The sequence below is a fragment of the Streptomyces sp. NPDC092369 genome, from assembly GCF_044755245.1.
In the GTDB taxonomy this organism is placed as follows: domain Bacteria; phylum Actinomycetota; class Actinomycetes; order Streptomycetales; family Streptomycetaceae; genus Streptomyces.
In genome coordinates, this window is the sequence record NZ_JBIVQP010000002.1 from 1,157,978 (window position 1) to 1,183,113 (window position 25,136).

Annotated in this window: 22 protein-coding genes; 10 read left to right on the forward strand and 12 right to left on the reverse strand. The window is 71.5% G+C overall.

Translation table 11 applies throughout. From position 1 onward, the window contains the following. The first annotated feature begins 81 nt into the window (after nt 1–81). A complete protein-coding gene (locus tag ACIQI8_RS14855; protein ID WP_402349264.1) occupies nt 82–723 on the forward strand; it encodes a superoxide dismutase in 642 nt (213 codons plus the stop codon). A gap of 135 nt (nt 724–858) precedes the next feature. Here the strand turns inward: ACIQI8_RS14855 and ACIQI8_RS14860 are convergent, their stop codons facing one another. Both ACIQI8_RS14860 and ACIQI8_RS14865 read right to left on the reverse strand, forming a co-directional pair. Beyond that, nucleotides 859–1,482, reverse strand: coding sequence for a histidine phosphatase family protein (locus ACIQI8_RS14860; RefSeq protein ID WP_402349267.1), 624 nt, complete (start codon nt 1,480–1,482; stop codon nt 859–861). A 49-nt stretch (nt 1,483–1,531) separates the two neighbouring features. Next, the gene (locus ACIQI8_RS14865; protein WP_402349270.1) at nt 1,532–3,163 is read right to left on the reverse strand and encodes an FGGY-family carbohydrate kinase; all 1,632 of its coding nucleotides are present in this window, start codon (nt 3,161–3,163) and stop codon (nt 1,532–1,534) included. A 194-nt stretch (nt 3,164–3,357) separates the two neighbouring features. Between ACIQI8_RS14865 and ACIQI8_RS14870 the strand changes: the two genes are divergently transcribed. From ACIQI8_RS14870 to ACIQI8_RS14885, 4 genes are all read left to right on the forward strand, one after another. Next, nucleotides 3,358–4,161, forward strand: coding sequence for a DeoR/GlpR family DNA-binding transcription regulator (locus tag ACIQI8_RS14870; RefSeq protein ID WP_402349273.1), 804 nt, complete (start codon nt 3,358–3,360; stop codon nt 4,159–4,161). Continuing rightward, nucleotides 4,158–5,192 (forward strand): 2-hydroxyacid dehydrogenase, encoded by a 1,035-nt coding sequence (locus ACIQI8_RS14875; RefSeq protein WP_402349275.1) that lies wholly within the window; start codon nt 4,158–4,160, stop codon nt 5,190–5,192. The genes ACIQI8_RS14870 and ACIQI8_RS14875 overlap by 4 nt, the downstream gene beginning before the upstream one ends. A gap of 53 nt (nt 5,193–5,245) precedes the next feature. Next, a complete protein-coding gene (locus ACIQI8_RS14880; protein WP_402349278.1) occupies nt 5,246–6,667 on the forward strand; it encodes an FGGY family carbohydrate kinase in 1,422 nt (473 codons plus the stop codon). A 317-nt stretch (nt 6,668–6,984) separates the two neighbouring features. Beyond that, nucleotides 6,985–7,218, forward strand: a complete 234-nt coding sequence (locus ACIQI8_RS14885) for a hypothetical protein (RefSeq protein WP_402349281.1) — start codon at nt 6,985–6,987, stop codon at nt 7,216–7,218. A 17-nt stretch (nt 7,219–7,235) separates the two neighbouring features. Here the strand turns inward: ACIQI8_RS14885 and ACIQI8_RS14890 are convergent, their stop codons facing one another. Further along, on the reverse strand, nt 7,236–7,898 hold the full coding sequence (locus ACIQI8_RS14890; protein WP_402349283.1) for a DsbA family protein: 663 nt from the start codon (nt 7,896–7,898) through the stop codon (nt 7,236–7,238). 151 nt (nt 7,899–8,049) lie between these two features. Between ACIQI8_RS14890 and pepN the strand changes: the two genes are divergently transcribed. Together pepN and ACIQI8_RS14900 are read left to right on the forward strand one after the other, a co-directional pair. Continuing rightward, on the forward strand, nt 8,050–10,626 hold the full coding sequence (gene pepN / locus ACIQI8_RS14895; RefSeq protein WP_402350459.1) for an aminopeptidase N: 2,577 nt from the start codon (nt 8,050–8,052) through the stop codon (nt 10,624–10,626). 187 nt (nt 10,627–10,813) lie between these two features. Then, the gene (locus tag ACIQI8_RS14900; RefSeq protein WP_402349286.1) at nt 10,814–11,851 is read left to right on the forward strand and encodes a hypothetical protein; all 1,038 of its coding nucleotides are present in this window, start codon (nt 10,814–10,816) and stop codon (nt 11,849–11,851) included. Between the two features lie 132 nt (nt 11,852–11,983). On the opposite strand, the gene ACIQI8_RS14905 is transcribed toward ACIQI8_RS14900, so the two are convergent. The 4 genes from ACIQI8_RS14905 to ACIQI8_RS14920 all read right to left on the reverse strand — a co-directional run bounded on the left by ACIQI8_RS14905 (nt 11,984) and on the right by ACIQI8_RS14920 (nt 17,254). Next, complete coding sequence (locus ACIQI8_RS14905) at nt 11,984–13,180, reverse strand: glycosyltransferase (RefSeq protein ID WP_402350462.1); 1,197 nt, start codon at nt 13,178–13,180, stop codon at nt 11,984–11,986. A 347-nt stretch (nt 13,181–13,527) separates the two neighbouring features. After that, nucleotides 13,528–14,670 carry a serine hydrolase domain-containing protein gene (locus ACIQI8_RS14910; RefSeq protein ID WP_402349289.1) on the reverse strand — a complete coding sequence of 381 codons (1,143 nt, stop codon included), beginning with the start codon at nt 14,668–14,670 and terminating at the stop codon, nt 13,528–13,530. Nucleotides 14,671–14,785: 115 nt separating this feature from the next. Next, on the reverse strand, nt 14,786–16,555 hold the full coding sequence (locus tag ACIQI8_RS14915; protein WP_402349291.1) for a TIGR03767 family metallophosphoesterase: 1,770 nt from the start codon (nt 16,553–16,555) through the stop codon (nt 14,786–14,788). Nucleotides 16,556–16,786: 231 nt separating this feature from the next. Further along, entirely contained in the window at nt 16,787–17,254 is a 468-nt protein-coding gene (locus ACIQI8_RS14920; protein WP_402349294.1) for an NUDIX hydrolase, read from the reverse strand. Between the two features lie 79 nt (nt 17,255–17,333). On the opposite strand from ACIQI8_RS14920, the gene ACIQI8_RS14925 reads away from it, so the two are divergent. Together ACIQI8_RS14925 and ACIQI8_RS14930 are read left to right on the forward strand one after the other, a co-directional pair. Then, nucleotides 17,334–17,876: a CGNR zinc finger domain-containing protein gene (locus tag ACIQI8_RS14925; RefSeq protein WP_402349297.1), complete on the forward strand. Its 543-nt coding sequence runs from the start codon at nt 17,334–17,336 to the stop codon at nt 17,874–17,876. A gap of 163 nt (nt 17,877–18,039) precedes the next feature. After that, nucleotides 18,040–21,330: a S8 family serine peptidase gene (locus ACIQI8_RS14930; protein WP_402349300.1), complete on the forward strand. Its 3,291-nt coding sequence runs from the start codon at nt 18,040–18,042 to the stop codon at nt 21,328–21,330. Nucleotides 21,331–21,390: 60 nt separating this feature from the next. Here ACIQI8_RS14930 and ACIQI8_RS14935 read toward each other — a convergent pair whose 3' ends face one another. Both ACIQI8_RS14935 and ACIQI8_RS14940 read right to left on the reverse strand, forming a co-directional pair. Beyond that, on the reverse strand, nt 21,391–22,119 hold the full coding sequence (locus ACIQI8_RS14935; RefSeq protein WP_402349303.1) for a hypothetical protein: 729 nt from the start codon (nt 22,117–22,119) through the stop codon (nt 21,391–21,393). A gap of 1 nt (nt 22,120) precedes the next feature. Beyond that, a complete protein-coding gene (locus ACIQI8_RS14940; RefSeq protein WP_402349306.1) occupies nt 22,121–22,648 on the reverse strand; it encodes a sigma-70 family RNA polymerase sigma factor in 528 nt (175 codons plus the stop codon). 211 nt (nt 22,649–22,859) lie between these two features. Between ACIQI8_RS14940 and ACIQI8_RS14945 the strand changes: the two genes are divergently transcribed. Next, nucleotides 22,860–23,876 (forward strand): aspartate-semialdehyde dehydrogenase, encoded by a 1,017-nt coding sequence (locus ACIQI8_RS14945; RefSeq protein ID WP_402349309.1) that lies wholly within the window; start codon nt 22,860–22,862, stop codon nt 23,874–23,876. Nucleotides 23,877–23,948: 72 nt separating this feature from the next. Here the strand turns inward: ACIQI8_RS14945 and ACIQI8_RS14950 are convergent, their stop codons facing one another. Genes ACIQI8_RS14950 through ACIQI8_RS14960 form a run of 3 tightly spaced genes read right to left on the reverse strand, consistent with a single transcriptional unit; the run spans nt 23,949 to nt 25,032 of the window. Further along, the gene (locus tag ACIQI8_RS14950; protein ID WP_401721170.1) at nt 23,949–24,296 is read right to left on the reverse strand and encodes a type II toxin-antitoxin system PemK/MazF family toxin; all 348 of its coding nucleotides are present in this window, start codon (nt 24,294–24,296) and stop codon (nt 23,949–23,951) included. Next, entirely contained in the window at nt 24,283–24,513 is a 231-nt protein-coding gene (locus ACIQI8_RS14955; RefSeq protein WP_402349312.1) for a ribbon-helix-helix domain-containing protein, read from the reverse strand. The genes ACIQI8_RS14950 and ACIQI8_RS14955 overlap by 14 nt, the downstream gene beginning before the upstream one ends. Nucleotides 24,514–24,558: 45 nt before the next feature. Then, a complete protein-coding gene (locus ACIQI8_RS14960) occupies nt 24,559–25,032 on the reverse strand; it encodes a DUF1203 domain-containing protein (protein WP_402349315.1) in 474 nt (157 codons plus the stop codon). Nucleotides 25,033–25,136: the final 104 nt, after the last annotated feature.

Genomic DNA, 25,136 nt, shown 5'->3' on the forward strand with positions numbered 1-25,136 from the left:
GGTGCACCCGCGGGGGTCTTCTTGTTGCTAACGTGTAGTTGCAAGTCTTGTGCAATAAGAGGTTCGGAGGGGAACCCACCCATGCCCGTCTACACACTTCCCGACCTGCCGTACGACTACTCCGCGCTCGCCCCCGTGATCAGCCCCGAGATCATCGAGCTGCACCACGACAAGCACCACGCGGCCTATGTGAAGGGTGCCAACGACACGCTGGAGCAGCTCGCGGAGGCGCGGGACAAGGAGTCGTGGGGAGCGGTCAACGGGCTGGAGAAGAACCTGGCCTTCCATCTCTCCGGGCACATCCTGCACTCGATCTACTGGCACAACATGACCGGTGACGGCGGCGGCGAACCGCTGGCGGCGGACGGTGTGGGGGACCTGGCCGACGCGATCGCCGAGTCCTTCGGTTCGTACGCCGGCTTCAAGGCGCAGTTGACCAAGGCGGCCGCGACCACGCAGGGTTCGGGCTGGGGTGTCCTCGCCTACGAGCCGCTCAGCGGGCGGCTGATCGTCGAGCAGGTCTACGACCACCAGGGCAACGTCGGGCAGGGCGCGACCCCGATCCTCGTCTTCGACGCCTGGGAGCACGCCTTCTACCTGCAGTACCGCAACCAGAAGGTCGACTTCATCGACGCCATGTGGGCCGTCGTCAACTGGCAGGACGTGGCCCGGCGTTACGAGGCCGCGAAGTCCCGCACGGACGTGCTGCTGCTCGCCCCCTGAGGGCGCCCGAGCGTCCTGCCTCGTGATCGTCTTCTCACCCTTCACCTGGCAGGCGGAATGACGGAAGCCCCTGGGAGGACGTGACTCCCAGGGGCTTCCTGCGTGAGGGCCCACGACCGCTGTGCGGCCCACGCTCTACGGCCTGTCCGGGTCGCAGGGCACGTTCAAGGACAACAGCGCCGTCGATCCCGTGATGCCCACCCGGAGTTCCGTGATCGCCGCGTTGCGCAGGCGCGGGAAGACCCGGCGGTACTCCCTGGCCGGGATGGACAGCAGGGTGCACAGGACCAGGCGGAACAGGGTGTTGTGGGCGACCACCAGGACGCGTTCGCCGTAGTGCGCGGCGGCGATCCGGCGCAGGGCCGCCGCTCCGCGCGCCGCTGCGGCCCGTGGGTCCTCGGCGCCGGGGAAGGGGTTGGCGGCCGGGTCCACGCGGAAGGCCTCGGCCCGGGTGGGGTAGGCGGCCGCGAACTCCGCGAGCGTGCGCCCCTCCACCACCCCGAAGTCGCACTCCCGCAGGTCGGGGTCGAGGGACGGGACCAGACCGAGGGCGCGGCAGGCGGGTTCGGCGGTGGCGACGGCCCGGGACAGCGGGGAGGTCCACACCGCGTCGACCGGACGGGCCGCGATCCACTGCCCGAGCGCCTCGGCCTGCGCCAGCCCGGTGGGGGTCAACGGGACGTCACTGACACCGGCGTAGCGGTTCTCGTCGTGCCAGACGGTCTGTCCGTGCCTGGCCAGCAGAAGGGTGGTGCTCATGGCTTCGGAGTATCCAGGGTCGGCGTGCGTACGCGTACGCGGCGCGACGTCAGTCCGCCGTCGTCCCGGTGAGCCGGGCATGGGCGTGGGCCGCGACCGGCACCGGGAGCCAGCCCCGCGCGGTGAGTTCGTCGATCAGGCGGGCGTACGGCTCGGCGAACAGGGCCGTGCGGGCGGGGTCGGGTTCCAGGACCGTGTGGATACGGATCATGCGTTCGGCGACCTCGGGCAGGGGGCCCCGGCCGGCGCCGTGGGCGGCCAACGCGGCCATGCCCAGGGCCGGTTCGGTCTGGTGGGGCACGCGGGCGGGGCGGCCCAGGACGTCGACGCGCAGCTGGTTCCAGTACGCGCTGCGGGCGGCGCCCCCGGTGAAGGTGAGGGGGCCGTCCAGCGGGGCGCCGAGATGGTCGAGATAGTCCAGGCAGAGCCGCTCCGCGAACGCCACGCCCTGGAGCAGGGACGCCCACAGATCGGCCCCGTCGGCGGGCTCGCCCAGCACGATCGCCGAGGCGGCCGGCGCCAGGAAAGGAAACCGTTCGCCGGGTGACACCAGCGGGTACGTCACCGCACCGGACGGCTCGTGGGCCGCCGCCCGTGCGTCCATCGTGGCCGGGTCGGCGCCCGAGAAGGCCGCGGTCAGCACGCCCGCGCCCACGCTCGACGCCCCGCCCGGCAGCCAAGTGCCGTCCGGCGCGCGGTGGTTGTAGACCACGCCGGTCTCGTCCCGGACCGGCGTGGCGGAGGCGCCCTTGAGGACCAGCGTGGTGCCGAGCACCGAGTTCCAGGAGCCGGGCCGCAGCGCGCCCGCCGCGATCTGTGCCGCGCAGCCGTCGGTCATGCCGGCGATCACGGGCGTCCCGGCGGGGATGCCGGTCGCTTCGGCGGCGGCCGGGGTGACCTCGCCGAGCCGGGTGCCGGGGCGTACGACGTCGGGGAACAGCTCGTCGGGCAGGCCCAGTTCGGCGAGCGCGGTGTGCGGCCAGGCGCCGGTCTCGGGGTCGTAGCCGGTCTTGAGGGCGTGACTGGAGTCGGCGGGCGGCGGCTCGCCGATGAGCCGGGCGACGATCAAGTCGGGCTGGTGGGCGAGCCGGAGCCGGGGCGGGCGGGGCGGGTGGACCAGACGGAGGTGGGGGTGCGGGCGGGAGGTGGATCCTGAGTGGGCGGCCGATCCGGTGGGCTGCCCGGCCCGCCGCCCGGCACCCCCGCTCCGGCCGCGGACCGGACCCCCGCCGCCCGCACCCCGGCCCGGACCCGCGCCGCCGGCGCCCTCGTACTCCCCCGCCAGCCACAGCACCTTCGGCAGCGCCCACGTGTCCTGCACCGCAAGGCCCGCCCGCCGCGCCCGCGCTGCCTGGACCGACGCGCGCCCGTCGTCGTACATGAGCGCGGGGGTCACCGGGCGGCCGGTGCCGTCCGTCAGGAGGACCGTGCCGGAGGTGCCGCAGACGGCGAGGCCGCCGACGCGTACGTGCAGCCGGTCGGCGAGCGCGGCCCGGGACGCCGTGCGCAACGCGCGCCACCACTCCTCCGGGTCCTGCTCGTGCCGCACCCCGTCCCGGTGTCCGGCGAGCGGTGCCGAACCCCGGCCGAGGACCGTCCCATCGGCCGTGACCAGCAGCACGCGAACGCTCTGCGTGCCGAGGTCGACGCCCAGCCATGCCTCGCCGTCATCCGCCGCCATCCGGACCTCCCGCGCGTCACGACCGACTCTGAGAACTTCACACCCATCATCGATATTGACCCGAGTTTTTCGCTCGCGCGAGGGATTGACGGCCGACATTCGCCGTTACACGCTCGGTTTGCGGTCCGGTCCGACGGATGCCGACGGATCACGACACCCGATGACCATGACGGACGACCATGAAGCGGAGGGCCATGAGCGGCAGCGCACAACAGGGCCCCGCGGTCCGCCGCTCGGCGCTGGCCGAACTCGTCCTGGCCGAGGGCTCCGCGACCGCCGCCGACCTCGCCGAGCGCTTCGGCGTGAGCCTGATGACGATCCACCGGGACCTCGACGAGCTCGAACGGCAGGGCATCGTACGGAAGTTCAGGGGCGGGGTGACCGCGCAGCCGTCCGGTGTCTTCGAGTCGAACGTGCAGTACCGCCTCAAGACCATGCTCGCCGAGAAGGCCGCGCTCGCCGACCGCGCGATGCGGCAGCTGGAGCCCGGCATGGCGATCATGCTGGACGACTCCACGACCACGCTGGAGCTGGCCCGCAGACTCCGTCTCGGCGAGATCACCCCGCTGACGGTGGTCACCAACTTCCTTGAGGCGATCACCCTCCTCGCCGACCAGCGCGGCATCCGTCTGATGGCCCTGGGCGGCGACTACGACCCGCTGCACTCCTCCTTCCTCGGCGTCTCCTGCGTCGAGGCGGTCCAGTCCCTGCGCGTGGACGTCTGCTTCGCGTCGACGTCGGCCGTGCACGGCGGGTACGCGTACCACCAGGAGCAGCACATCGTGTCGGTGAAGCGGGCCATGCTCGACTCGGCCACGCGCAACGTCCTGTTGATCGACCACACCAAGCTCGCCCGGACCGCCCTGCACCGGGTCGCCCCGCTCTCCCGCTTCGACCTGCTCCTGGTCGACGACGGCGCGCCGGCCGAGGCGCTGCGGGACCTGGACGAGCACAAGGTCCGCTACGAGGTCTGCCCGACGGGAGAGCCACCGCCATGAACGACCCTGTCCGCGTCCTGGCCGCCGGTGACCACTTCGTCCTGCCCGGTCTCATCGCCCGCGCGCTGGTCGAGGAACTGCGCGAACGAGAGGCTTCGGTACGGGAGTTGACCCTGCCGTGGCCCCTCGAAGCGTTCGGTCCCGTCGCCGAGGTCGAGGAGGCGAGCGGCACCGAGGACGGACTGATCGAGGCGCTCGCCGACGATCGCGAGGTGCTGGTCACGCAGATGGCCCCGGTCACCGAACGCGTCCTGGGGTCCGCCCCGCGGCTGCGCCTGGTCGTCGTGTGCCGCGGCGGCCCGGTCAACGTCAACCTCGACGCGGCGAAGATCCACGACGTCCGCGTCTCCTACGCGCCGGGCCGGAACGCCGCCGCCACCGCCGAGTTCGCCGTCGGCCTGCTCCTGGCGACCCTGCGCCGGATCCCGCAGGCCCACAACCTCCTCGCCGGACAGGGCAGTTGGCAGGGCTCGGCCTACTACACGTACGAACACAGCGGCCTGGAGCTGGAGGACCTCCCCGTCGGCCTGGTCGGCTACGGCGCCGTCGGCAGCCGGGTGGCGCGGGTGCTGTGCGCGTTCGGGGCGCAGGTGATGGTCCACGACCCCTACGTCCGCGGTGAGATCCACGGGCTGCGGGTCTCCTCGCTCGACGAACTCCTGCGCCGCTCCCGGGTGATCACCCTGCACGCCCGGCTCACCCCCGAGACCCGTGGCCTGATCGGCTCCCGCGAACTCGCCCTGCTGCCCGAGGGTGCGGTGGTCGTGAACGCGGCGCGCGGCCCGCTCCTCGACGAGGACGCGCTCTGTGACGCCCTGGAGAGCGGGCGGTTGTCGGCGGCGGGACTCGACACGTACGAACGCGAGCCGGTCCCGGCGGGGTCGCGGCTGTTCGGGCTCGGCGACCGGGTGGTAATGACACCGCATCTGGGCGGGGCGGCGCGCGCGGTCGCGGAGAAGGCGGCGCGGATCGCGGCGGCGGAGGTGGGGCGGTGGGCACGGGGGGAGCCGTTGGCACATCAACTGGTCTGAGCAGCAGCCGCCTTACGACGTGAACCGTCCGGACCCCCGAGGAGGCCCCCGGCATGTACATCGGCATCGATGTGGGCACGTCCGCCGTGAAAGCCGCCGCCTTCGACCACGCCGGTCGTGAACTGGCCGTCGAGGCAAGCCCCGTGAGCCTCGCGCTGCACGAGGGCCGGGTCGAGCAGGACATGTACGAGGTGTACCGGGCGGTCGTCGGAGTGCTGGGGCGGCTGACCGTGCGGGTGCCGGGGCCGGTCGAGATCGCGGGGCTGACCGGGCAGGGTGACGGGGTCTGGCTGGTCGACGGGCAGGGGATGCCCGTGCGGCCCGCCCTGTCCTGGATGGACGGCCGCGCCCACGAACTGCTCGACGACTGGCTGGCGGACGGCACCTTCGAGGCGGTGTTCCGCCGCACCGGAAGCGCCATGTTCCCGGGCTGCCCGGGCCCGTTGCTGGCCTGGCTGGACCGGCACGAGCCGAAGTCCCTCGACGCGGCCGCCACCGCCCTGTACTGCAAGGACATGGTCTTCCGGCGGCTGACCGGCGCGCCGGCCGGCACGGACGTCTCCGACGCCTCGATGCCGTTCCTCGACCCGCGGACGCGGACGTACGACGACGAGGTCGTCGAGCTGCTAGGCCTGGGTCACCGGCGCGGTCTGCTCGCTCCCGTCGGCGACCCGATCGCGACCGCCGAGGCGCGCGGCGAGGGCCTGCCCTCCGGGACGCGGGTGTCGAACGGCCCGTACGACCTGGCGGCCTGCGCGCTTGGTGCCGGTGTCACTTCTCCCGGTGACGGTCTGCTCATCGTCGGGACCTGTCTGGCCGCGCTGGTCGCCACGACCGAGCTGGACCTGAGCGGTGAGCCGGCCGGTCTGTACATCTCGACCGACCGGCCCGGGCACCGGCTGCGCGCGATGCCGGCGATGGTGGGCACGGCGGCCCTGGACTGGGTGCTGTCGACGACGGGCGTCCGGCACGAGGAGGTCGACACGCTGCTCGCCGGGGCACCGCCCGGGGCGCACGGTGTGCGGGTGCTGCCGTACTTCGCCCCGTCCGGCGAACGTGCCCCCTTCGTGGAGCCGCGGCTGCGCGCCGAACTCACCGGCGTCAGCCTGGAGTCGACGAAGGGCGATCTGATCCGCGCCACCTGCGAGGGCATCGGCTACGCGGCCCGGCACTGCCTGACGGCGGCCGGCCTGACCGGCACCCTCGCCGTCTGCGGCGGCGGCACGCGCAGCCCCGCGTGGATGCGGCTGCTGGCCGACGTGCTGGGCCGGCCGCTCCGGGTGGTCGAGGGCGAGGTGGGCGCCCGGGGCGCGGTGATGGCGGCGGCCGCTCGCCACGGCGTCCCCCTGGACACGGCCACGTGGACCCGCCCGACCCGGACCGTCGACCCGGACCCGGACCGGGCCGCGTACTACTCCGCCGGCTTCGAGGACCACCTCGCCCGACTGACAGCGGCACGCCACCGAAGCAGGTGAGCCCGGAGCGAGCAGGTTCTGGCCGGCGGATCCGAAGGCCGGTGCCTCCGGGGCCGGCGGATTCAAGAGCCGCTGGTTCAAAAGGCCGGTGGGCCCGGGCCGCACGCGACGCGCCCCGGACCGACCCGACCGAACCGCGCGACACGCACCCCGCAGCGGCCGAGCGCCTCGAAGCGCGGCGCGGGCCTGCCCCCACGAAACCCCGCGAGGACAGCCGCCTCGCATGATCCTCGCTACCGGAGCCGGTGATTTCGGGAGCGGGGGCGGGCAAACCGCGGTGTACTACCGGCCTGGCCCCGCGTGGCGAGGAGGAGTTCATGGCTGTGCTTCGACGGTGGTGCCCGAACTGTCTTGGGTGGCAGGACTTCCAGATGATGAACGGCGCCGAGAAGGCCGCGGTCCGCGAAGAGAAGGGGGCCCGGCACTACGTGGGTGATCTGTGGCGCTGCGCCGTCAAGGGCTGTGTGCGGTACCAACCGGCGTACAACGCGCGAGGCGGCGGCGATCTCCCCGAGGAGTTCCGTGAGGAGAAGGCCGCCGCCCCTGAATGACCTCTGCTGATCGACGTCTACAGGTTGCTGAAGTCCGGCCCTGCCGACCGGCTGCGCTTGATCTCGTAGAAGCCCGGGACCGAGGCGACCGCGACCGTGCCGTCCCACAGGCGGGCGGCCTCCTCGCCCTTGGGGGCGGGGGTGACGACCGGGCCGAAGAAGGCGATCTGCTCGCCGTCGGGGCCGGGGACGGCGATGACGGGGGTGCCGACGTCCTGGCCGACCTTGTCGATGCCCTCCTTGTGCGAGGCGCGCAGCTCGGCGTCGAACTCGAAGTCCTCCTGGTCGGCGTAGTCGATCAGGTCGGCGGGCAGGCCGACGTCCGCGAGCGCGCCGACGATGGCCTCACGCGTGGGGCCCTCGCCCTGGTTGTGGATGCGGGTGCCGAGCGCGGTGTAGAGCGGGCCGAGGATGTCCGCGCCGTGCTTCTGCCAGGCCGCGGTGACCACGCGGACCGGGGCCCACGCCTTGGTGGACAGCAGCTCGCGGTACTCCTCGGGCAGCTCGTCCAGCTTGGGCTCGTTGAGCACCGCCAGGCTCATGATGTGCCAGCTGACCTCGATGTCCCGGACCTCCTCCACTTCCAGCACCCACCGGGAGGTCATCCAGGCCCAGGGGCACAGCGGGTCGAACCAGAAGTCGACGGGGGTCTTGGTGGAGGTGGTCGCGGTCTCGGACATTGCTCTCCTCAAGAGATACGGCTCTTTCTGCGGACAACACCGGGGACGGCCGACCTCATTCCCGGGTGCCCGCCGTCAGGGGCACATGGCAGGATCGGTCCTGTTCCGCCGTATCCCCGCCCTGTCCGTCATGCTCGAAGGAGTGCCGTCCGTGCCCGGTGAGAATCTGTCCCGTGACGAGGCCCGCGAGCGGGCCGCCCTGCTGTCCGTCGACGGATACGAGGTGTCGCTCGACCTGCGCTCCGCCGTCGGCGACGCGGACGGCGAACCGCGCACCTTCCGCTCGGTGACCACGATCCGCTTCCGCTGCAACGAGCCGGGCGCCACCACTTTCGCCGACCTGATCGCGCCGAGCGTCACCGCCCTCTCCCTCAACGGCAGGGACCTCGACCCGGGCGAGGTCTTCGACGGCGTACGGATCCGGCTGGAGGACCTGGCCGCCGACAACGAGCTGATCGTCGACGCCCGCTGCGCCTACTCCCGCACCGGCGAGGGCATGCACCGCTTCGTCGACCCCGAGGACGGCGAGGTCTACCTCTACACGCAGTACGAACCGGCCGACGCCCGCCGCGTGTTCGCCAACTTCGAGCAGCCCGACCTCAAGGCCCCCTACCGCTTCGAGGTGCGCGCGCCGGAGGGCTGGACGGTGTGGTCCAACGGGGCGGGCACGCTGACCGACGGCGTGTGGCGCTTCGCGGAGACGAAGCCGATCTCGACGTACATCACCTGTGTGACGGCGGGCCCGTACCACTACGTGACCGACTCCTACGAGCGCGTCCTCGAGGACGGCACGAAGCTGGAGATCCCGCTCGGCGCGCTGTGCCGCAAGGGCCTGGCGCCCTACTTCGACGCGGACGACGTCTTCCTGGTCACCAAGCAGGGGCTGGACTTCTTCCACGAGCACTTCGACTACCCGTACCCCTTCGGGAAGTACGACCAGGCGTTCGTGCCCGAGTACAACCTCGGCGCGATGGAGAACCCGGGGCTGGTCACCTTCCGCGAGGAGTACATCTTCCGCGGCAAGGTGACGCGCGCGTCCTACGAGGGCCGGGCCAACGTCATCCTGCACGAGATGGCGCACATGTGGTTCGGCGACCTGGTCACCATGGAGTGGTGGGACGACCTGTGGCTGAAGGAGTCCTTCGCCGACTTCATGGGCGCGTTCGCGCTGGTGGGCGCGACCCGCTTCACCGACGGCTGGATCACCTTCGCCAACCGCCGCAAGGCCTGGGCCTACCGGGCCGACCAGCTCCCCTCCACGCACCCGATCACCGCCGACATCCGCGACCTCCAGGACGCCAAGCTCAACTTCGACGGCATCACGTACGCCAAGGGCGCCTCGGTGCTCAAACAACTCGTCGCGTACGTCGGCCAGGACGCGTTCCTCGAGGGCGCGCGGCGCTACTTCAAGCGGAACGCGTACGGCAACACGCGCCTCGCCGATCTGCTGTCGGTCCTTGAGGAGACCAGCGGGCGGGACATGGCGTCCTGGTCACGGGCGTGGCTGCAGACGGCCGGGGTCAACTCCCTGACCCCGCAGGTGGTGCTGGACGTCGAGGGCGGCCGCGTCGCCGAGCTGACCGTGCTGCAGGAGGCGGCCGAGTCCTACCCCGAACTGCGCCCGCACCGGGTGGTGGTGGGCCTGTACCGGATGGAGGGCGAGCGGCTCGTCCGGTACGAGCGGGCCGAGGTGGACGTCGACGGGCCGCGGACGGTCGTGGTGGAACTGGCCGGTACCGACGCCCCGGAGCTGGTGCTGGTCAACGACGACGACCTCACGTACTGCAAGACCCGCTTCGACGCGACCTCGCTGGACACCCTGCGCGAGCACCTGGGCGCGCTCACCGACCCGATGGCGCGTGCCCTGTGCTGGTCGGCGCTGTGGAACATGACCCGGGACGCGCTGCTGCCCGCGCCGGACTTCATCGACCTGGTGGCGCGGTTCGGGCGGCGCGAGAGCGACATCGGCGTGCTGCAGATGCTGCACGCGTGGGCGAACTCGGCGCTGGTGAACTACGCGCCGACGTGGTGGCGCGAGACCGGCGGGCAGATCCTCGCGGACATCGCGCTGCGGGATCTGCGGGGGGCCGCGGCGGGCAGCGAGCAGCAGCTGGCCTGGGCCCGGTTCTTCGCGTCGGTGGCGTCGGCACCCGATGATCTGGCGCTGCTGCGGGCCCTGTTGGACGGCACGGAGACGATCGAGGGGCTGGCCGTCGACCAGGAGCTGCGCTGGGTGTTCCTGGAGCCGCTGACCTCGCACGGGGCGGTGGACGAGTCGGTGCTGGCGGCCGAACTGGCCCGTGACGACACGGCGTCGGGCAAGCGGCATCAGGTGCGCTGTCTCGCCGCCCGGCCCTCGGCGGCCGTCAAGGCGCAGGCGTGGGCCCAGGTGGTCGAGTCGGACACGCTGTCCAACGCGCTGGTGGAGGCGACGATCGCGGGCTTCCAGCAGCCCTCGCAGCGGGAGTTGACGACGCCGTACGTGGAGAAGTACTTCGCGGCGATCGAGCGGGTGTGGGAGCAGCGGTCGATCCAGATCGCGATGGACGTGGTGCGCGGGCTGTTCCCGGCGTACCCGACCGCTGAGGACTCGCAGTCGACGCTGGACGCGACGGACGCGTGGCTGGCCGCGCACGAGGAGGCGGCGCCGGCGCTGCGGCGACTGGTCCTGGAGGCGCGGGACGATCTGGCGCGGGCGCTGCGGGCCCAGGTTCTGGCCAACTATTAGCCGCCGGTGACCGTTACGGAATCCGGTCAATCACACCCGTAACCCCTGGTCCGCCCCATTCGGACCAGGGGTTTTCGGCGCCCTATCGGCATCCGAACACCCGTCCTTTAGTGCTGCCTTGTCCGCATTTGTCGACGGGCGTGTAACAGCGGTTAAAAGCTGGTTCCGGCGCGGGAAACCCCCAGTCATGAACCACAACACCCCGCTCTCCCCCCGCCCGCTCCACCACCTCGCCGAGGTCCACCGCCGGGTCATGACGGCGGCCCAGCTCCGCTCGCACGGCGTGTCCGCCGCGGAGACGAACGAGCAGTGCCGTCCCGACGGTCCCTGGCAGCAGCTCCTGCCGGGGGTCGTGCTGCTGCACCCGGGCCCCTCGACCGGCGAGGAGCGGCTGCACGCGGTGCTGCTGTACGCGGCCCGCGAGTCGGCCCCCGGGGTGCCGGCCCAGCCGAATCCGCAGGAGCCGCACCGCCCGGTGTACGCGGAGGTGATGGTGACGGGACTCGCGGCGCTGGCCCTGCACGGCTTCGCCGCCGCGCCGCCGCTGCCGTCCCTGGACCGCATCGACGTCCTGGTGCCCCGGCTGCGCCGGCTGCGCTCGACGGGCTGCGCCGGAATCGTGCGCACCGCCGCGATGCCGACGCCCGAGCCGCGGCTGGGGGTTCCGGTCGCGCCGGTGGCACGCGCACTGGCCGACGCGGTGGCCGACCTCGCGGACGCGGAGGCGGTACGCCGGCTGCTGACCGAGGCGGTGCGCGGCGGGCACTGCGAACCGGCGGCGGTGGTACGGGAGTTGAACGCGGCGAAGCTGCTGAGCCGGCCGCACGTGGTGGACGCGGTGGACTCGCTGCTGGCCGAGGGCCGCGCGATCGCGGAGGAGCGGCTCTACCGCATGGTGAGCGAGTACGGCCTGCCCGACCCGGTCTGGAACGTGGACCTGCGCCTGCCGGGCGGCCCGCACCTCGGCGGCCTGGACGCGTACTGGCCCGAGCAGGCGGTGGCGGTGGAACTCGACACCCGCGCTCCCCGCCAGGACGAAGACGCGCTGTGGTCGGAGTACGCCCGTAAACGCGAGCACCTGGAGCGGCTGGGCATCACGGTCGTCCATGTCACGCCCAAGAAGCTGCGCGACGCGATGGAGCAGCAGGCGGCGGTGGTGCGCACGGCCCTGATGGCCGCGGGCGACCGCGATCCCGCCGCGTATGTCGTGGTGCTGCCCCGGTAGTGACGGACCGGGGTCGTATCAGGAGGGGAGAGGAGGGGCCGCCGGGCCTTGGGGGACCGGCGGCCCCTCCTCATGCGTGCGGCGCGGGTGCGGCCCCGGAGCCGATCCGGGCAACAGCCCCCGGCCGGTCGATCAGCCGAGTTCCGGGCTGAGTTCGTCGTGGACGTCATGGACCACGTGGTCCAGCAGGTCGGCGTACGCGGCGATCATGCGGGTGCGGCTGAAGCGTTCGCGGCCGGCCGCCAGGGACTCGGAGAGGCTCGCGCGGTCGGCGACAGCGGTGGACCAGGCGCGGGCGATCGCCTCGGGGTCGAAGGGGGTCACGAAGCCGTGGCCGGCGACGATGGACGCGCTGTCGCCGACGTCCGTGGTGACCGGGACCGCGCCGCACATCATGCCCTCGATGAGGCACAGTGGCGCCGCCTCGCCGGAGGACGAGGTGAGGGCGACGACGTCGGAACCGGCGTACACGGTCTCCATGTCCTGCCGTACGCCGAGCAGATGGACCCGGTCGTCGAGGGCGGCCCGGTCGTCGCCGAAGGCGATCTCCATGTCGGCCCACAGGGCGGGGTTGGAGTCGGTCATGCCGGCGCCGCACATCACGACGTGGCCGCCGCCCTCGCGGGCCAGCCAGGCGCGGGCGGCCCGCAGGAAAAGGGAGACGTTCTTCATCTGCGCGTAGCGGGCGGCGAAGACGACGACCGGGGCCGTGGCGGGGATGCCCAGCGAGGTGCGGAAGGCGAGTCTCGCGGCCGGGTCCGGGCGGAAGCGCAGGAGGTCGACGCCGTTGGGGATGACGTGCAGGAGGTCGCCGGGGATGCCGGCGGCCTCGTAGGCGTCGCGGGTGGACTCGGCGCAGCAGACGCAGGCCACGACCTTGCCCTCGTCGATGGCGGCCTTGAGTTCGTCCAGGGCCGGACCCTGGTTCTCCGGGTCGGAGCGGTGCAGGCACACCACCACCGGGCGGCGCGGCAGGCCCGCCTGGTTGAGCAGCGCCAGGGGCTGCTCCTTGAGGGAGAGGATGACGTCCGCGCCGGCCATCGCCCGGGCCGTGTCGGCCAGTTCGGGTCCGGTGAACACGGACGCGGCGACCGTGCCGTCGACCAGCCCGGCGCTGCGGCCGAGTGAGGTGACGTCGATCCCGCCGGCCGTCAGTGACCGGTAACAGGCGTCGTCCTCCATCCGCTGGGTCGTCGCCTCGCGGTGCACCTCACCGTGCAGACTCAGCACCCGATGCCACTGCCTGCTGCCTTCGACCAGTCCCAACAGCACATCGCTGTGCACGATCCGGGCCCCTCCGGAGAAGAAACCCTCGTAGACCGACAGCACACGCAGCCCGCGCCTCGCACGCACACGACCACCCGCCTTGCACCAGATCGAGCCATCCCCGTGAAGCCAGCGGGTTAGGCGTTATGAGGCGGTACAGACGTTTCAGACGAATGAACGCGGCGTCTCGTGTCGAAGTCGTCTGCGTTTACTCGGAACTCCTCGGTCCGCCCGCCCGCGCCGCCTTCGGGCACGGGCCGCGCCCACCTCACTGACCTGCGGTTTTGTTGCGCTCCACAGGCCGCGCCGGTCCAGTGACCGGCGCGGCCCAGGGCAAAGAAAACGGCAAGGACGATACCCGGACGGACCAGGGTGTAGGCCGTGAGAGCGACCGGGCGAAACAGAGCCGCCTACGTGCCGCAGAACTCCGCGTCGATGACCGCCACGCTGTCACCGGACCAGTCGCCGTTGAAGTTCAGCGCGAGGCTGTGCCTGCCGTCGGCGGTGGCGACGGCCTCGCTGGTGGAGCCGTGGATGCCTCCGCTGTGGCCCCAGACGGAGACGCCGCAGGAGAGGTCGTACCGGATCAGACCCAGGCCGTAGGCGGCGTTGGGGAACTGCGGCGAGGAGATGGTGGTCTTCATCTCCTTGAGCTGCCGGGGCGGCAGCAGCCGGCCGCCGAGGAGCGCGCGCACGAAGCGGTTGAGGTCGGCCGAGTCGGAGATCATCGCGCCGGCCGAGGAGGCGGCGGTCGGGTTGAGCCGGGTGACGTCGTACGTGGGTCCGGTCGCCGTCCTGGCCAGCTTGGAGTAGGCGCGGCTGCTGGGCGTGCCGACGGTCGGGCGGTCGCCGGGGACCGAGGTCTCGTCGAGGCCCAGCGGTTCGATGACGCGCTTGTCGATCTCCTGGCCGTAGGAATGGCCGGTGACCTTCTCGATGACCATGCCGGCCAGGACGTAGTTGGTGTTGGAGTAGTTCCAGGAGGTGCCGGGCGCGAAGTCCGGCTCGTGGGTCAGGGCGAGGGCGACGAGGTCGGCCGCGTCGCGGTGGTCGTAGCGGTGCTTGAAGAAGCCGTCCGGGCGGAACAGTTGGCGCTCGAACTCCTCGTCGGACGTGTAGTCGAAGAGGCCGCTGGTGTGGTTGAGCAGCTGCCGGAGCGTGATCTTCCGGCCGTCGTTGCCATTGCCCCGGACGGTGCCGGGCAGCCACGTCTCGACGGTGTCGTCGAGGGAGAGTCTGCCCTCCGCCTCCAGCTGGAGCAGCACGGTGGCGACGAAGGTCTTGGTGATGCTCGCGATGCGGTAGTGGTCGTCGGCCGAGCGCGGGGCGCCCGTCCGCAGGTCGCCCACGCCCTCGGTCGTCCGCCAGGTGCCGCGGGTGTCGCGTGCGGTGGCCGTCACGCCGGGCACCCCCACCGCCACGGCGGCCCGGATCGCCTCGCGGGTCGCGTCGTGACCCCGGTCGGCAGGTGCCGCGAAGGCGGGAGCCGCGAGGGACAGCGACAGCGCCGCCGCTGTCGCCGCCACCAAGGTCGCCCGTACACGTACGGTCATGTCGTTCCCCCTGTGTCTCGCCCGCTCGCCGTCGGAGCGGGTCGTGGTCCGTTCGGGGGTGAGGACACGAGGTGTTTCGGGAGGGTTGAGCGGCTGTGGCCCGGTTGAGCGGCTTTCAGCCCTTCTTCAGGACCAGTTCGGTGTTGCGGTCGGTGGCCTTGCCGCCGAGCACCGTGCTGGCGCCGGGGGCGTTGTAGGAGACCTCGCGGTAGAGGGCGGCCAGGCCCGTCTGGGAGAGGTCGGCGAAATCGGTCCGGTGCGGGGCCGCGGACTCGACGAGCGTGGTGAACAGGGACAGCGTGCCGTCCTTGTTGTCGGCGATCTCGATGACGCGGGCCAGCTGCGGGTAGTCCACGTGCGAGGCGGTGGAGATCTCCCAGAAGGAGCGGCCGTCGGGCGCCGAGTGCGGGGTGATCTCGTTGCGGTGGATGTGGCCGTTCACCCAGGCGAGCACGTTGCGGTGGCTGCCGAGCAGGGCGATGACCTCCTGCCCGTTGTGCCGCCGCTCACTCGGCCGGGCCGGGTCGGCGTGCGAGGTGTTGGTCATCGAGTGGCTGGTGTGGTGGCTGAAGACGATGACGTACGAGTCCTTGTAGTCCCGCAGTTGCCGGTCCAGCCACTTCAACTGGGCCGAGCCGATGGACCCTTCGTAGTGGCCGCCCGGGTCCGTGGTGTCCAGGCTGATGCCCACCACGTCGTCGGCGATGCGGAAGGTGTAGTACTGCGTGCCGGCGGCCAGGTTGGCGCTGGAGTAGCCGTGCCCGACCGGGCCGACACCGCGGTGGGCCGGGTCGAGGTGGGCCTTGAGGTAGTCGGTCGCCGTGTAGGGGGCGCGCCTCTCGTCCGGCGTGACCGAGCGCATGTCCCGGGCGTGCGCCTTGAGCAGGTCCCGGAAGGCGAGGCCCTTGGGGTCGTTGCCGCTCTTGATGAGCTTCTGGAGCTTGGCCGACTCGGACGCCGGCAGCGACATGAGCTTCTTGCCGCCGACCGCGAACTCGGCGAGCCAGGAGTCGCCGTGGCCGTAGCAGCCCAGCGGCAGGCTGTCGTGGTTGCCGACCGTGGAGTACCAGGGCAGGTTGAGGCCGGGGCTCTGCACCTCGCGGATCGCGGCGTCCAAGTAGCCGCCCAGATGCGGGAAGCCGAGCTGCTTGTCGCCGTCGCGGACGGTCGAGTCGGGCTGCCAGAACAGTGTGCTGCCGCTGTTCTGGACGCCCTCGTAGTGGCGCGGGTCACCGGTGTTGGGGGTGATCCGGCCGCCGCTCATGATGGTCAGGAACCACTCCAGCTCGGACTTGGCGTTGTTGTCCGTGTTGTCGCCGGTGGTCATCGCGAAGTGCAGCGGGCTGCCGGTGACGGGCGCCCCGCGCAGCGCGTTGACCCGCTCGACCAGCGAGACCGCGCCCTGCACGGTGAGCGCCTCGTGCGGGCGCCAGGCGTGCCGGTCGGCGGAGCGGACGTATTCGAGCCGCATCGGGTGCTGGCTGTCGATCAGGTGCAGGTCGGTCAGCTGCACGAACGCGGCGAGCGCGGTACGCCGGCCGGCGCGGCCCGACTTGGCGGCGGCCAGCTCGCCGCGCACCACCCGGGACCAGCCGGTGCCCGAACCCAGGCGGCGGAAACCGGAGTTGGTGCGGGGCGCGGCGACCGAGGCGAGGGTGGTGCCCTTGGTGTAGGGCGCCAGGGGGGCGGCCGGGGCCTGCCGGGAGACGGCGACCGGGGCCTGGTGGGCGGTGCCGCTCACCGGTACTGCGGAGGCGGCCTGGCTGTCGGTGGGCCGCAGGGCGTAGCCGACGCCCGCGGAGACGGCCGCCGCTCCGGTGACGGCGAGGACGGTACGGCGGTTGACCGCCGGCTTGGGACCGGCGACAGAGCGTGTGCGCGACATGGCGCGATCTCCCCGAGTGCGAACGCGTCGGCAGGGTCGCGGGACGGTCGCTGTCGCGAACTTCCCGCTCGCTCTGGAGCCTTGGCACCGGGAATGACCTGCGCGTGAACGAGGCCGCAACGCGCAGCGCCGATCACCGTACGTCGATCTTGGACTACCCTCCGCGCCCACGACCGCTCCTCGGACGGCCGGGAGCCGGTCACGCAGTGTTCATCTTGCGGGGTACTGAAGCTATTCCGACCCCTCGGGAAGCGATGCCAGGCGCCCCGCCGCCGGCCGCTCGCGCCACAGCCGCAGGCCTACGTCGACCAGGCCGACGCGCTGGAGATCGGCCACCTTCTCCAGCGGGTGCCAGGCCGCCAGGTCCGTGGAGCCGCCGATCTCGGGGCGCAGTTCGCCGCCGGTCACCCGACCCTCGTAGACGAGGCGTACGCCGTGGCGGTCGACGGTGCGGCCGAAGCGGTGCGTGGTCGTGAGGCGGAAGGAGTCCACGCCGAGCAGGCCGGTGACCTCGATGTGGTAGCCGGTCTCCTCCTCGACCTCCCGCAGGACGGTGTCGTAGGGGTCCTCGCCGTGCTCCATGCCGCCGCCGGGCAGCGTCCACTCGGGGCGGCCGTAGCGGTCGGTCCAGCGGGCCAGCAGGATCTGCTCGTCGCGGACGCACATGGCGTAGGCCGCCACCCGAAGCTTCTTGCGCACTCCCACACTCCCGTTATAACCGTTGTCCTTGACGTCAAGAGTTAAGGTGGGGGGACGCAGCCGGTCGTAAGGAGCCCCCATGTCCCCCGCCCTCACCGACCCGCGCCCCCTCACCGGCGAGCCCCTCGCACTCGATCTTCTCAACACGCGGTGGGTGGCGGAGGGGTCCGCGCACGATCTGCTCACCGACACCGACGGGCTCGCGGTGTGGCTCGCGGCGAACGGCCTCGCCGATCGGTTCGCCGCCGACGCGACGACCCTGCGGCACACGCTCGCAGCGCGCGAGGCGCTGCGGGCCGCCGTGGACGGGGCACCGGGCGCCGCCGAGGCGGTCGACGCCGTGCTCGGGCACGGGCGGATCCGGGCCACGCTCACCGCCGAGGGACCCGGCGAGCGGCCCGAGTTCGCCGACCCGGCGTGGGGCCCTGCCTGGCTGGCGGCGCGCGGCTATCTGGAGCTGCTCACCGCGGCCCCCGACCGGATCCGCGGCTGCGCCCACGAGACCTGCGTGCTGCACTTCTTCGACACCTCGCGCAACGGCACCCGCCGCTGGTGCTCCATGGCCACGTGCGGGAACCGGGCGAAGGCCTCCCGGCATTACGCGCGTTCGAAGGAAGTGTGAACCTTGGTGTGATTTGCCGGGGTTGATGGGTATTGACCTCAAAGGGCATCGCGGGTTTTCCCCATACATCCTCATCATGTCGGTCAACACTTCCCAAACAACTGTCCCTTGGGTAAAGCTGAGCGATCGTTCACGCCCGTTCCTTTACCTCCAAGGGATGCCGATGACCCTCACCCCCCAGCGCGATCCGATATCCGGCGGTGCGAGACGCATGGCGCGGCTCGCCGTGGCCGCCGGCCTGGTCGCCGCGCTCTCCGCGGCGGGGCCGATACCCATGGCCTTCTCCGCGGACGACCCGGCCACCACCACCCCGGCCGACGACGTCGTCAAGTCCGCGCACGACAAGCTCGGTTCCGACGACGCGGACCTGCTCGCCGAGGCCAAGGCGGCCGGCGACAAGAACGTCACGATGATGATCGCGACCGCTCCGGGCCAGACCGAGCAGGTCGCCAAGCAGCTGGACGCGGTCAGCGGCGGCCTCGTGGGCCGCACGTTCGACAAGGTCGGCTACGTCAGCGCCACCGTCCCCACCGCGAAGGCGGACTCGGCCATCGCCGCCGCCGTCAAGCTCTCCTCCGTGCACGGCATCGACCTGCGCGAGGAGATCCCGCTGGACGACCCGAGCACCAAGAGCGCGGGCAAGTCCGCCTCGGCCGCCGTGACCTACCCGGCGCCGAGCAAGAAGACCCCCGCCGAGAACCCGTACAACCCGTCCTTCGAGACGGGCGCCGTCGACTTCGTGCAGGACCACCCGAAGGCGGACGGCCGCGGTGTCACCATCGGCATCCTCGACTCGGGCGTCGACCTCGGCCACCCCGCGCTGCAGAAGACCACCACGGGCGAGCGGAAGATCGTCGACTGGGTGACCGCGACCGACCCGATCGCCGACGGCGACGCCACCTGGCGCGGGATGGTCACCTCGGTGTCCGGGCCCACCTTCACCTACCAGGGCAGCACCTGGTCGGCGCCCGCCGGCTCCTACCGGGTCAGCGTCTTCAGCGAGAGCGCCACCACGGGCGGCGACGCCAAGGGCGACGCGAACCGCGACGGGGACACCACGGACAAGTGGGGCGTCCTGTACGACGCGGCCGCCGGCACCGTGCGGGTCGACCTCAACAACAACCACGACTTCGGTGACGACACCCCGATGAAGCCGTACAAGGACGGCTTCCAGATCGGGTACTTCGGCACCGACAACCCGGCGACGGACGTCGTCGAGCGGCAGCCGTTCGTCGTCGAGATCCGCAAGGACGTCGTCTACAACGCGGCCGGCGCGAAGGCCGACTTCGTCAACATCGGCGTCATCGAGTCCGAGCACGGCACCCACGTCGCCGGCATCACCTCCGCCAACGGCCTGTTCGGCGGCAGGATGAACGGCGCGGCTCCCGGCGCGAAGATCGTCTCCTCGCGCGCCTGCACCTGGACCGGCGGCTGCACCAACATCGCGCTCACCGAGGGCATGATCGACCTCGTCGTGAACCGCGGTGTCGACATCGTGAACATGTCGATCGGTGGCCTGCCGGCGCTGAACGACGGCAACAACGCGCGCTCCGAGCTGTACACGCGGCTCATCGACACCTACGGCGTGCAGCTGGTCATCTCGGCCGGCAACTCCGGTCCGGGCGCCAACACCATCGGCGACCCCGGTCTGGCCGACAAGGTCATCTCGGTCGGCGCGACCATCTCCAAGGAGACCTGGGCGTCCAACTACGGCTCGGCCGTGACGACCAAGTACGCGATGATGCCCTTCTCCTCGCGCGGTCCGCGTGAGGACGGCGGCTTCACGCCGACCCTGTCCGCGCCGGGTGCGTCGATCAACTCCACCCAGACCTGGCTGCCGGGCGCGCCGGTCGCCGAGGCGGGCTACACGCTGCCGGCCGGCTACTCCATGCTCCAGGGCACCTCGATGGCGTCCCCGCAGGCGGCGGGCGCGTCCGCGCTGCTGCTGTCGGCCGCCAAGCAGAAGAACATCGAGCTGACCCCGGCCACCCTGCGCACGGCCCTGACCTCGACCGCCGACCACATCAAGGGTGTGCAGGCGTACGAGGAGGGCGCGGGCCTCATCAACATCCCCGACGCCTGGGAGTCCATCAAGGACGGCGCCACGGCCCACGACTACGCCGTGAAGGCCCCGGTCGACACCGCGATCGACTTCGCGCTGAAGACGCCGGGCTTCGGCACCGGTCTCTACGACCGCGAGGGCGGTCTGAAGGCCGGCCAGAAGAAGACGTACGACATCACCATCACCCGTACGTCCGGTGCGGACAAGGCGATCCGGCACGAGCTGCACTTCGAGAACAACGCCGGTGGCACCTTCAAGATCCTCGGCTCGGACGAGCCGAAGCTGCCGCTGAACCAGCCGGTCACCGTCAAGGTGCAGGCCAACCCGAAGTCCGCGGGCCTCAAGAGCGCCATCCTGGAGCTCGACGACCCGAGGACCGAGGGCCTGGACAAGCAGATCCTCACCACGGTCGTCGTCTCGGCGCCGGTCAAGTACACCTACTCCGCGTCGAGTTCGGTCCAGCGCAACGCCACCCAGTCGTACTTCGTGACCGTGCCCGAGGGCGCCAAGTCGCTGGAGGTCGCGATCGGCGGGCTCAAGGACAAGAGCCAGACCCGGTTCATCGCGATCCACCCGTACGGCGTTCCGGTCGACAACACCTCGACGCCGTTCTGCTACAACAACTACCTCGACGGCAACGGCTGCCGGCCCGACGTGCGTGCGTACGCCGACCCGCAGCCCGGCGTCTGGGAGATCGAGGTCGAGGCGCGCCGCACCTCGCCGCTGCTCGACAACCCCTACAAGCTGACCGTCTCCGCCTACGGCGCGGCCTTCGACCCGGAGACCGTGACCGTGCCCGAGGCGAAGGTCGGCACGCCGGTCGCCGCCTCCTGGAAGGTGACGAACAACTTCGCCGCGATCGACGGCAAGCTGGCCGGCGGCCCGCTCGGCTCCGCCAAGTCGGCCCGCCCGACCATCACGGAGGGCGTCACCCAGACGACCACGGTCGAGGTGCCCGCGGGCGCCAAGTCCCTGGACGTCGCGATCGGCAACGTCTCCGACACCGCCGCCGACCTGGACCTGGTGGTGCTCAACGCCGCCGGCACCGAGGTCGGCAGCTCCGCGGACGGCGACTCGGAGGAGGCCGTCTCGGTGCCGAACCCGGCCGCCGGGACGTACACGGTCCAGGTCATCGGCTACTCGGTGCCGTCCGGCTCCACGGCCTACGACTACCAGGACGTGTTCTTCTCCTCCGCACTCGGCACGGTCAGCGTCGACGAGTCGGCGCCGGTGAAGCTCGGCACGGGCCAGTCCACGACCGTCTCCGCGAGTGTCACCGCCGCGGCGGCCGCTCCGGAGGGCCGTGAGTTCTTCGGCCAGGTCCAGCTGGTGAACGGCAACGGCACGGTCGCCGGCCTCGGCAGCGTGAAGATCGAGAAGGTCACGCCGTAATCAGCTGACACGGCTGGTACGACGGTGAGGGCGGGCGTCCGTACGGGCGCCCGCCCTTTCTCATCCGCAGGGCACGTAGGCCGACTCGGGCAGCGCCCGGAGGATCCCGGCGCGTTCGCGGGCGACCGAGCGCTCGCCGACCACCACGTAGTCCGCGACCGACGACCCCCTCTGCACGCCCACCAGGACGTGCTCGCCCTTGTGCAGGCTCTTGAGGACGGCCTCCTCCTCAAGGACGACGGTGACCTGCCCGGCGGTGTTCACCGGCTTGTACGCGCGGGTCACGTCCAGGGTGATCCGCTGCCGGCCCGACGTGCCGTGCACCCAGGCCGTCTTCGCGACCTCGCCCTCGACGACCAGCCGGGCGCAGGCGAGAAAGCCGGGGCTGGAGAAGGCGGAATCGGCTTCGGAGCTCGCCTGGGACCCCGCCGCCTTGTCGCCCGAGTCGCTGCCGCTCATCGTGTCGGCGCCGCCTCCGGCGTGCCCCAGCAGCCAGCCCATGCCCACCAGGACGCTCCCGGCGCAGGCCACCGCGACGGTGGCGAAGGCGAACCTGCGGACCCGGCGCAGGTCGCGGGGTGCCCGTACCGGAACGGGCTTCTTCTTGGGGCGCTCAAGGTCGGCCAGCGCGTCCCCGATGAGCCCCAACTGCTCGCGCAGCAGCGCGACATCGGCCTCGGCCTCGCGGAACTCGGCCATGAACGCGTCGTCGGTCCGGACCCCCGGCGCGGGCGCCTCCCCCGTGATCGCGGCCATGAGCGCGTCGGTGTCGTTGTGTTCGGCGGTCATCTCACACCACCTCGTCCTCGTGCAGGCGGGCGCGCAGAGCCCGTACCGCCGTGTGCAGTCTGCTCTTGACCGTGCCCTCGGGGATGCCGAGTTCGTCGGCGATCGAGCGGACCGGCAGATCGGCGAAGAACCGCAGGACGAGGACCTGGCGCTGGGAGTCGGGCAGCTCGTCCAGGCCCTGGGCGACGGAGAGGGAGAGCACGCTGGTGTCCTCGCCCGAGGGGTGCTCCAGCTGGCGCAGGGAGGCCAGCCGCTCGCCGATCCGCTCCTGGCGGCGCTTGGCGCGATGCCAGTCCATGGCGAGGTTGGAGGCGACGACGGCCGCCCACGCGGACACGTCGCGCGGGGCCTCGTCGCCCTTGGCCGCCCGCTCCAGGAGCCGCAGGCGGACCTGCTGCACCCCGTCCGGCAGGTCCGCCTGCGGTACCCCGCCCAGTGCGAGCACCGCTCTCACCCGACGTTCCTGGGCCGCGTCCAGAGGATCACCGTGATCGTCCCTCTGGGCACGGCGGGCCTTTCTGCGCAGCACAAGCCACCCCCCTCACCGCGTTTCCTCTACGACGCCGCGGGGCCCGGAAACGTTCGGCGCGGGCCCGGGAAATTTTCTGGAGGCGTACGTCACACCGCCCGGCCGGCGTCCCATTCCTCGGGCATGCGAGGCAAAGAATTGGACAGGCCGGCCCGGGTCGGCCGCATGATGGAAACGCCGCAGACGTACAGGAACAGGTAAGGGAGTCGTCGTGAGGGTCGGAATCGTCGGAGCCACCGGTCAGGTCGGCACGGTCATGCGCAGCATCCTCAAGGAGCGGGACTTCCCGGTCACCGAGCTGCGACTGTTCGCCTCGGCCCGCTCGGCGGGGACGGTCCTGGACGGGGTGACGGTGGAGGACGCGGCCGCCGCCGACTACTCCGGTCTTGACATCGTGCTGTTCTCGGCGGGTGGCGCGACCTCGAAGGCGCTGGCGGAGAAGGTCGCCGCGCAGGGCGCGGTCGTGATCGACAACTCCTCCGCGTGGCGCAAGGACCCGGAGGTGCCCCTCGTGGTCTCCGAGGTGAACCCGCACGCCATCGTGGACCGGCCCAAGGGCATCATCGCCAACCCGAACTGCACGACGATGGCCGCGATGCCGGTGCTGAAGCCGCTGCACGCGGAGGCGGAGCTGGAGGCGCTGGTCGTCGCCACCTACCAGGCGGTGTCCGGCTCGGGGCTCGCGGGCGTGGCGGAGCTGCACGGGCAGGCGCAGAAGGTCGTTGCCGACGCGGACAGGCTGACGCACGACGGCAGCGCGGTCGACTTCCCCGAGCCGCAGGTCTACAAGCGGCCCATCGCCTTCAACGTGATCCCGCTCGCCGGCTCGATCGTCGACGACGGCCTGAACGAGACCGACGAGGAGCAGAAGCTCCGCAACGAGTCCCGCAAGATCCTGGAGATCCCGGACCTGAAGGTCTCCGGCACCTGCGTCCGCGTCCCGGTCTTCTCGGGCCACTCCCTCCAGGTGAACGCCCGCTTCGCGCGCCCGCTCTCGGTGGAGCGCGCCACGGAGCTCCTGGGCGGCGCCCCGGGCGTGGCCCTCACCGACATCCCCACCCCCCTCCAGGCGGCCGGCCAGGACCCGTCCTACGTCGGCCGCATCCGCACCGACGAGACGGTCGAGAACGGCCTCGCCCTCTTCATCTCCAACGACAACCTCCGCAAGGGCGCGGCGCTCAACGCCGTACAGATCGCGGAGCTGGTGGCGGCGGAGCTGAGCGCGTAGCGCGGAGTACGACACACAGGAAAGGGCGCCCACCGGTGAGCGGTGGGCGCCCTTGCGCTTGTTTCAGATGTTTCAGAGCGCCAGATGCCGCCGCAGGGCTGCGTCGATCTCGGCCATGCGCTGCCGGGGCACCGAGCCGATCGTGCGCAGCAGCCGCTCCGGCGCGAGCGCCCGGATCTGCTCGCACTGGACCTTGGAGTCCTTGGGAAGACCGCACTCCGCCGCAGGCAGCAGCACCTGGAAGGGGTACACCCGGGACGTGTTCGAGGTGAGCGGCACGAGTGTCACGACACCCTGCCCTGTCCGCGCCACCGCCGCGTTGGCACCGTCGTTCGACACGATCACGGCGGGACGCGCCTTGTTGGCCTCGCTCCCGCGCGCGGGCTCGTAGTCGACGAGGTAGATCTCACCGCGCTTCATCGGTCAGTCCGTCTCCCGAGAACTGATCCCAGAACGCGGCGTCCTCGCTGCCGTCCCACTCGGCGAACGCCTCCGCGTACTGACCCTCCAGCTGCGACTGCCGCAGCAGCTCGATGGCGGCGTGTATCACCGCGGATCTGGACTCGGCCTCCTTCTGTACGGCGTACTCGTCAACGAAAGCGACATCTTCCTCCGGAAGACTCACACTGATCTTCATACCTCTACGGTACTCCAGGTATGACCAGCTTGCCTACTATTCGCCCTACCCCCGGCGCACCTCGTAGAGGAAGCAGCCGTACTCCACGGCCCGGACGTGCACCAGCGCCACAGCCGGGTCGCCGAACGCGTCACGGAAGGTGTCGTCGTCAGGGGTCTCGACCAGGCGACCGCCCAGGATGCGCCCGTCGGCGGAGTAGCGACGCAGGACGCGGTGGGCGTTCGCGAAGGGGTACCCGGAGTCGGCCGCGGGCCCCGCGCACTCGTCGGCGTGGATGAAGACCGGGCCCTGCTCGTCGTAGGCCCCCGGCTCGGCGCCCGTTTCCGCTGCCCAGCGGCGCAGCGGGGCGTACGAGACCAGGGCGATCCGTTCGCCCGGCTCGCTGCGGCGGAGGCAGCAGCGGAGGGGGGCGCCGCCCTCCTCGTCGAGTACGGGAACCATTCGGGCTCCCGCGTCGTCAGCAGAGCGCAGCTCCTTCAGGACCGTGGGGTCGACGGGTCGTGCGGTGTAGGTCGTCATGACTCCAGGCTCGCGCTCGTCCGGCCCGCTCACCGGCGGGAAATGGACATCGCGTTCAGGTCAGGTCCCGTGGAAGGATGGCGCAACCCACACATAACGAGGAG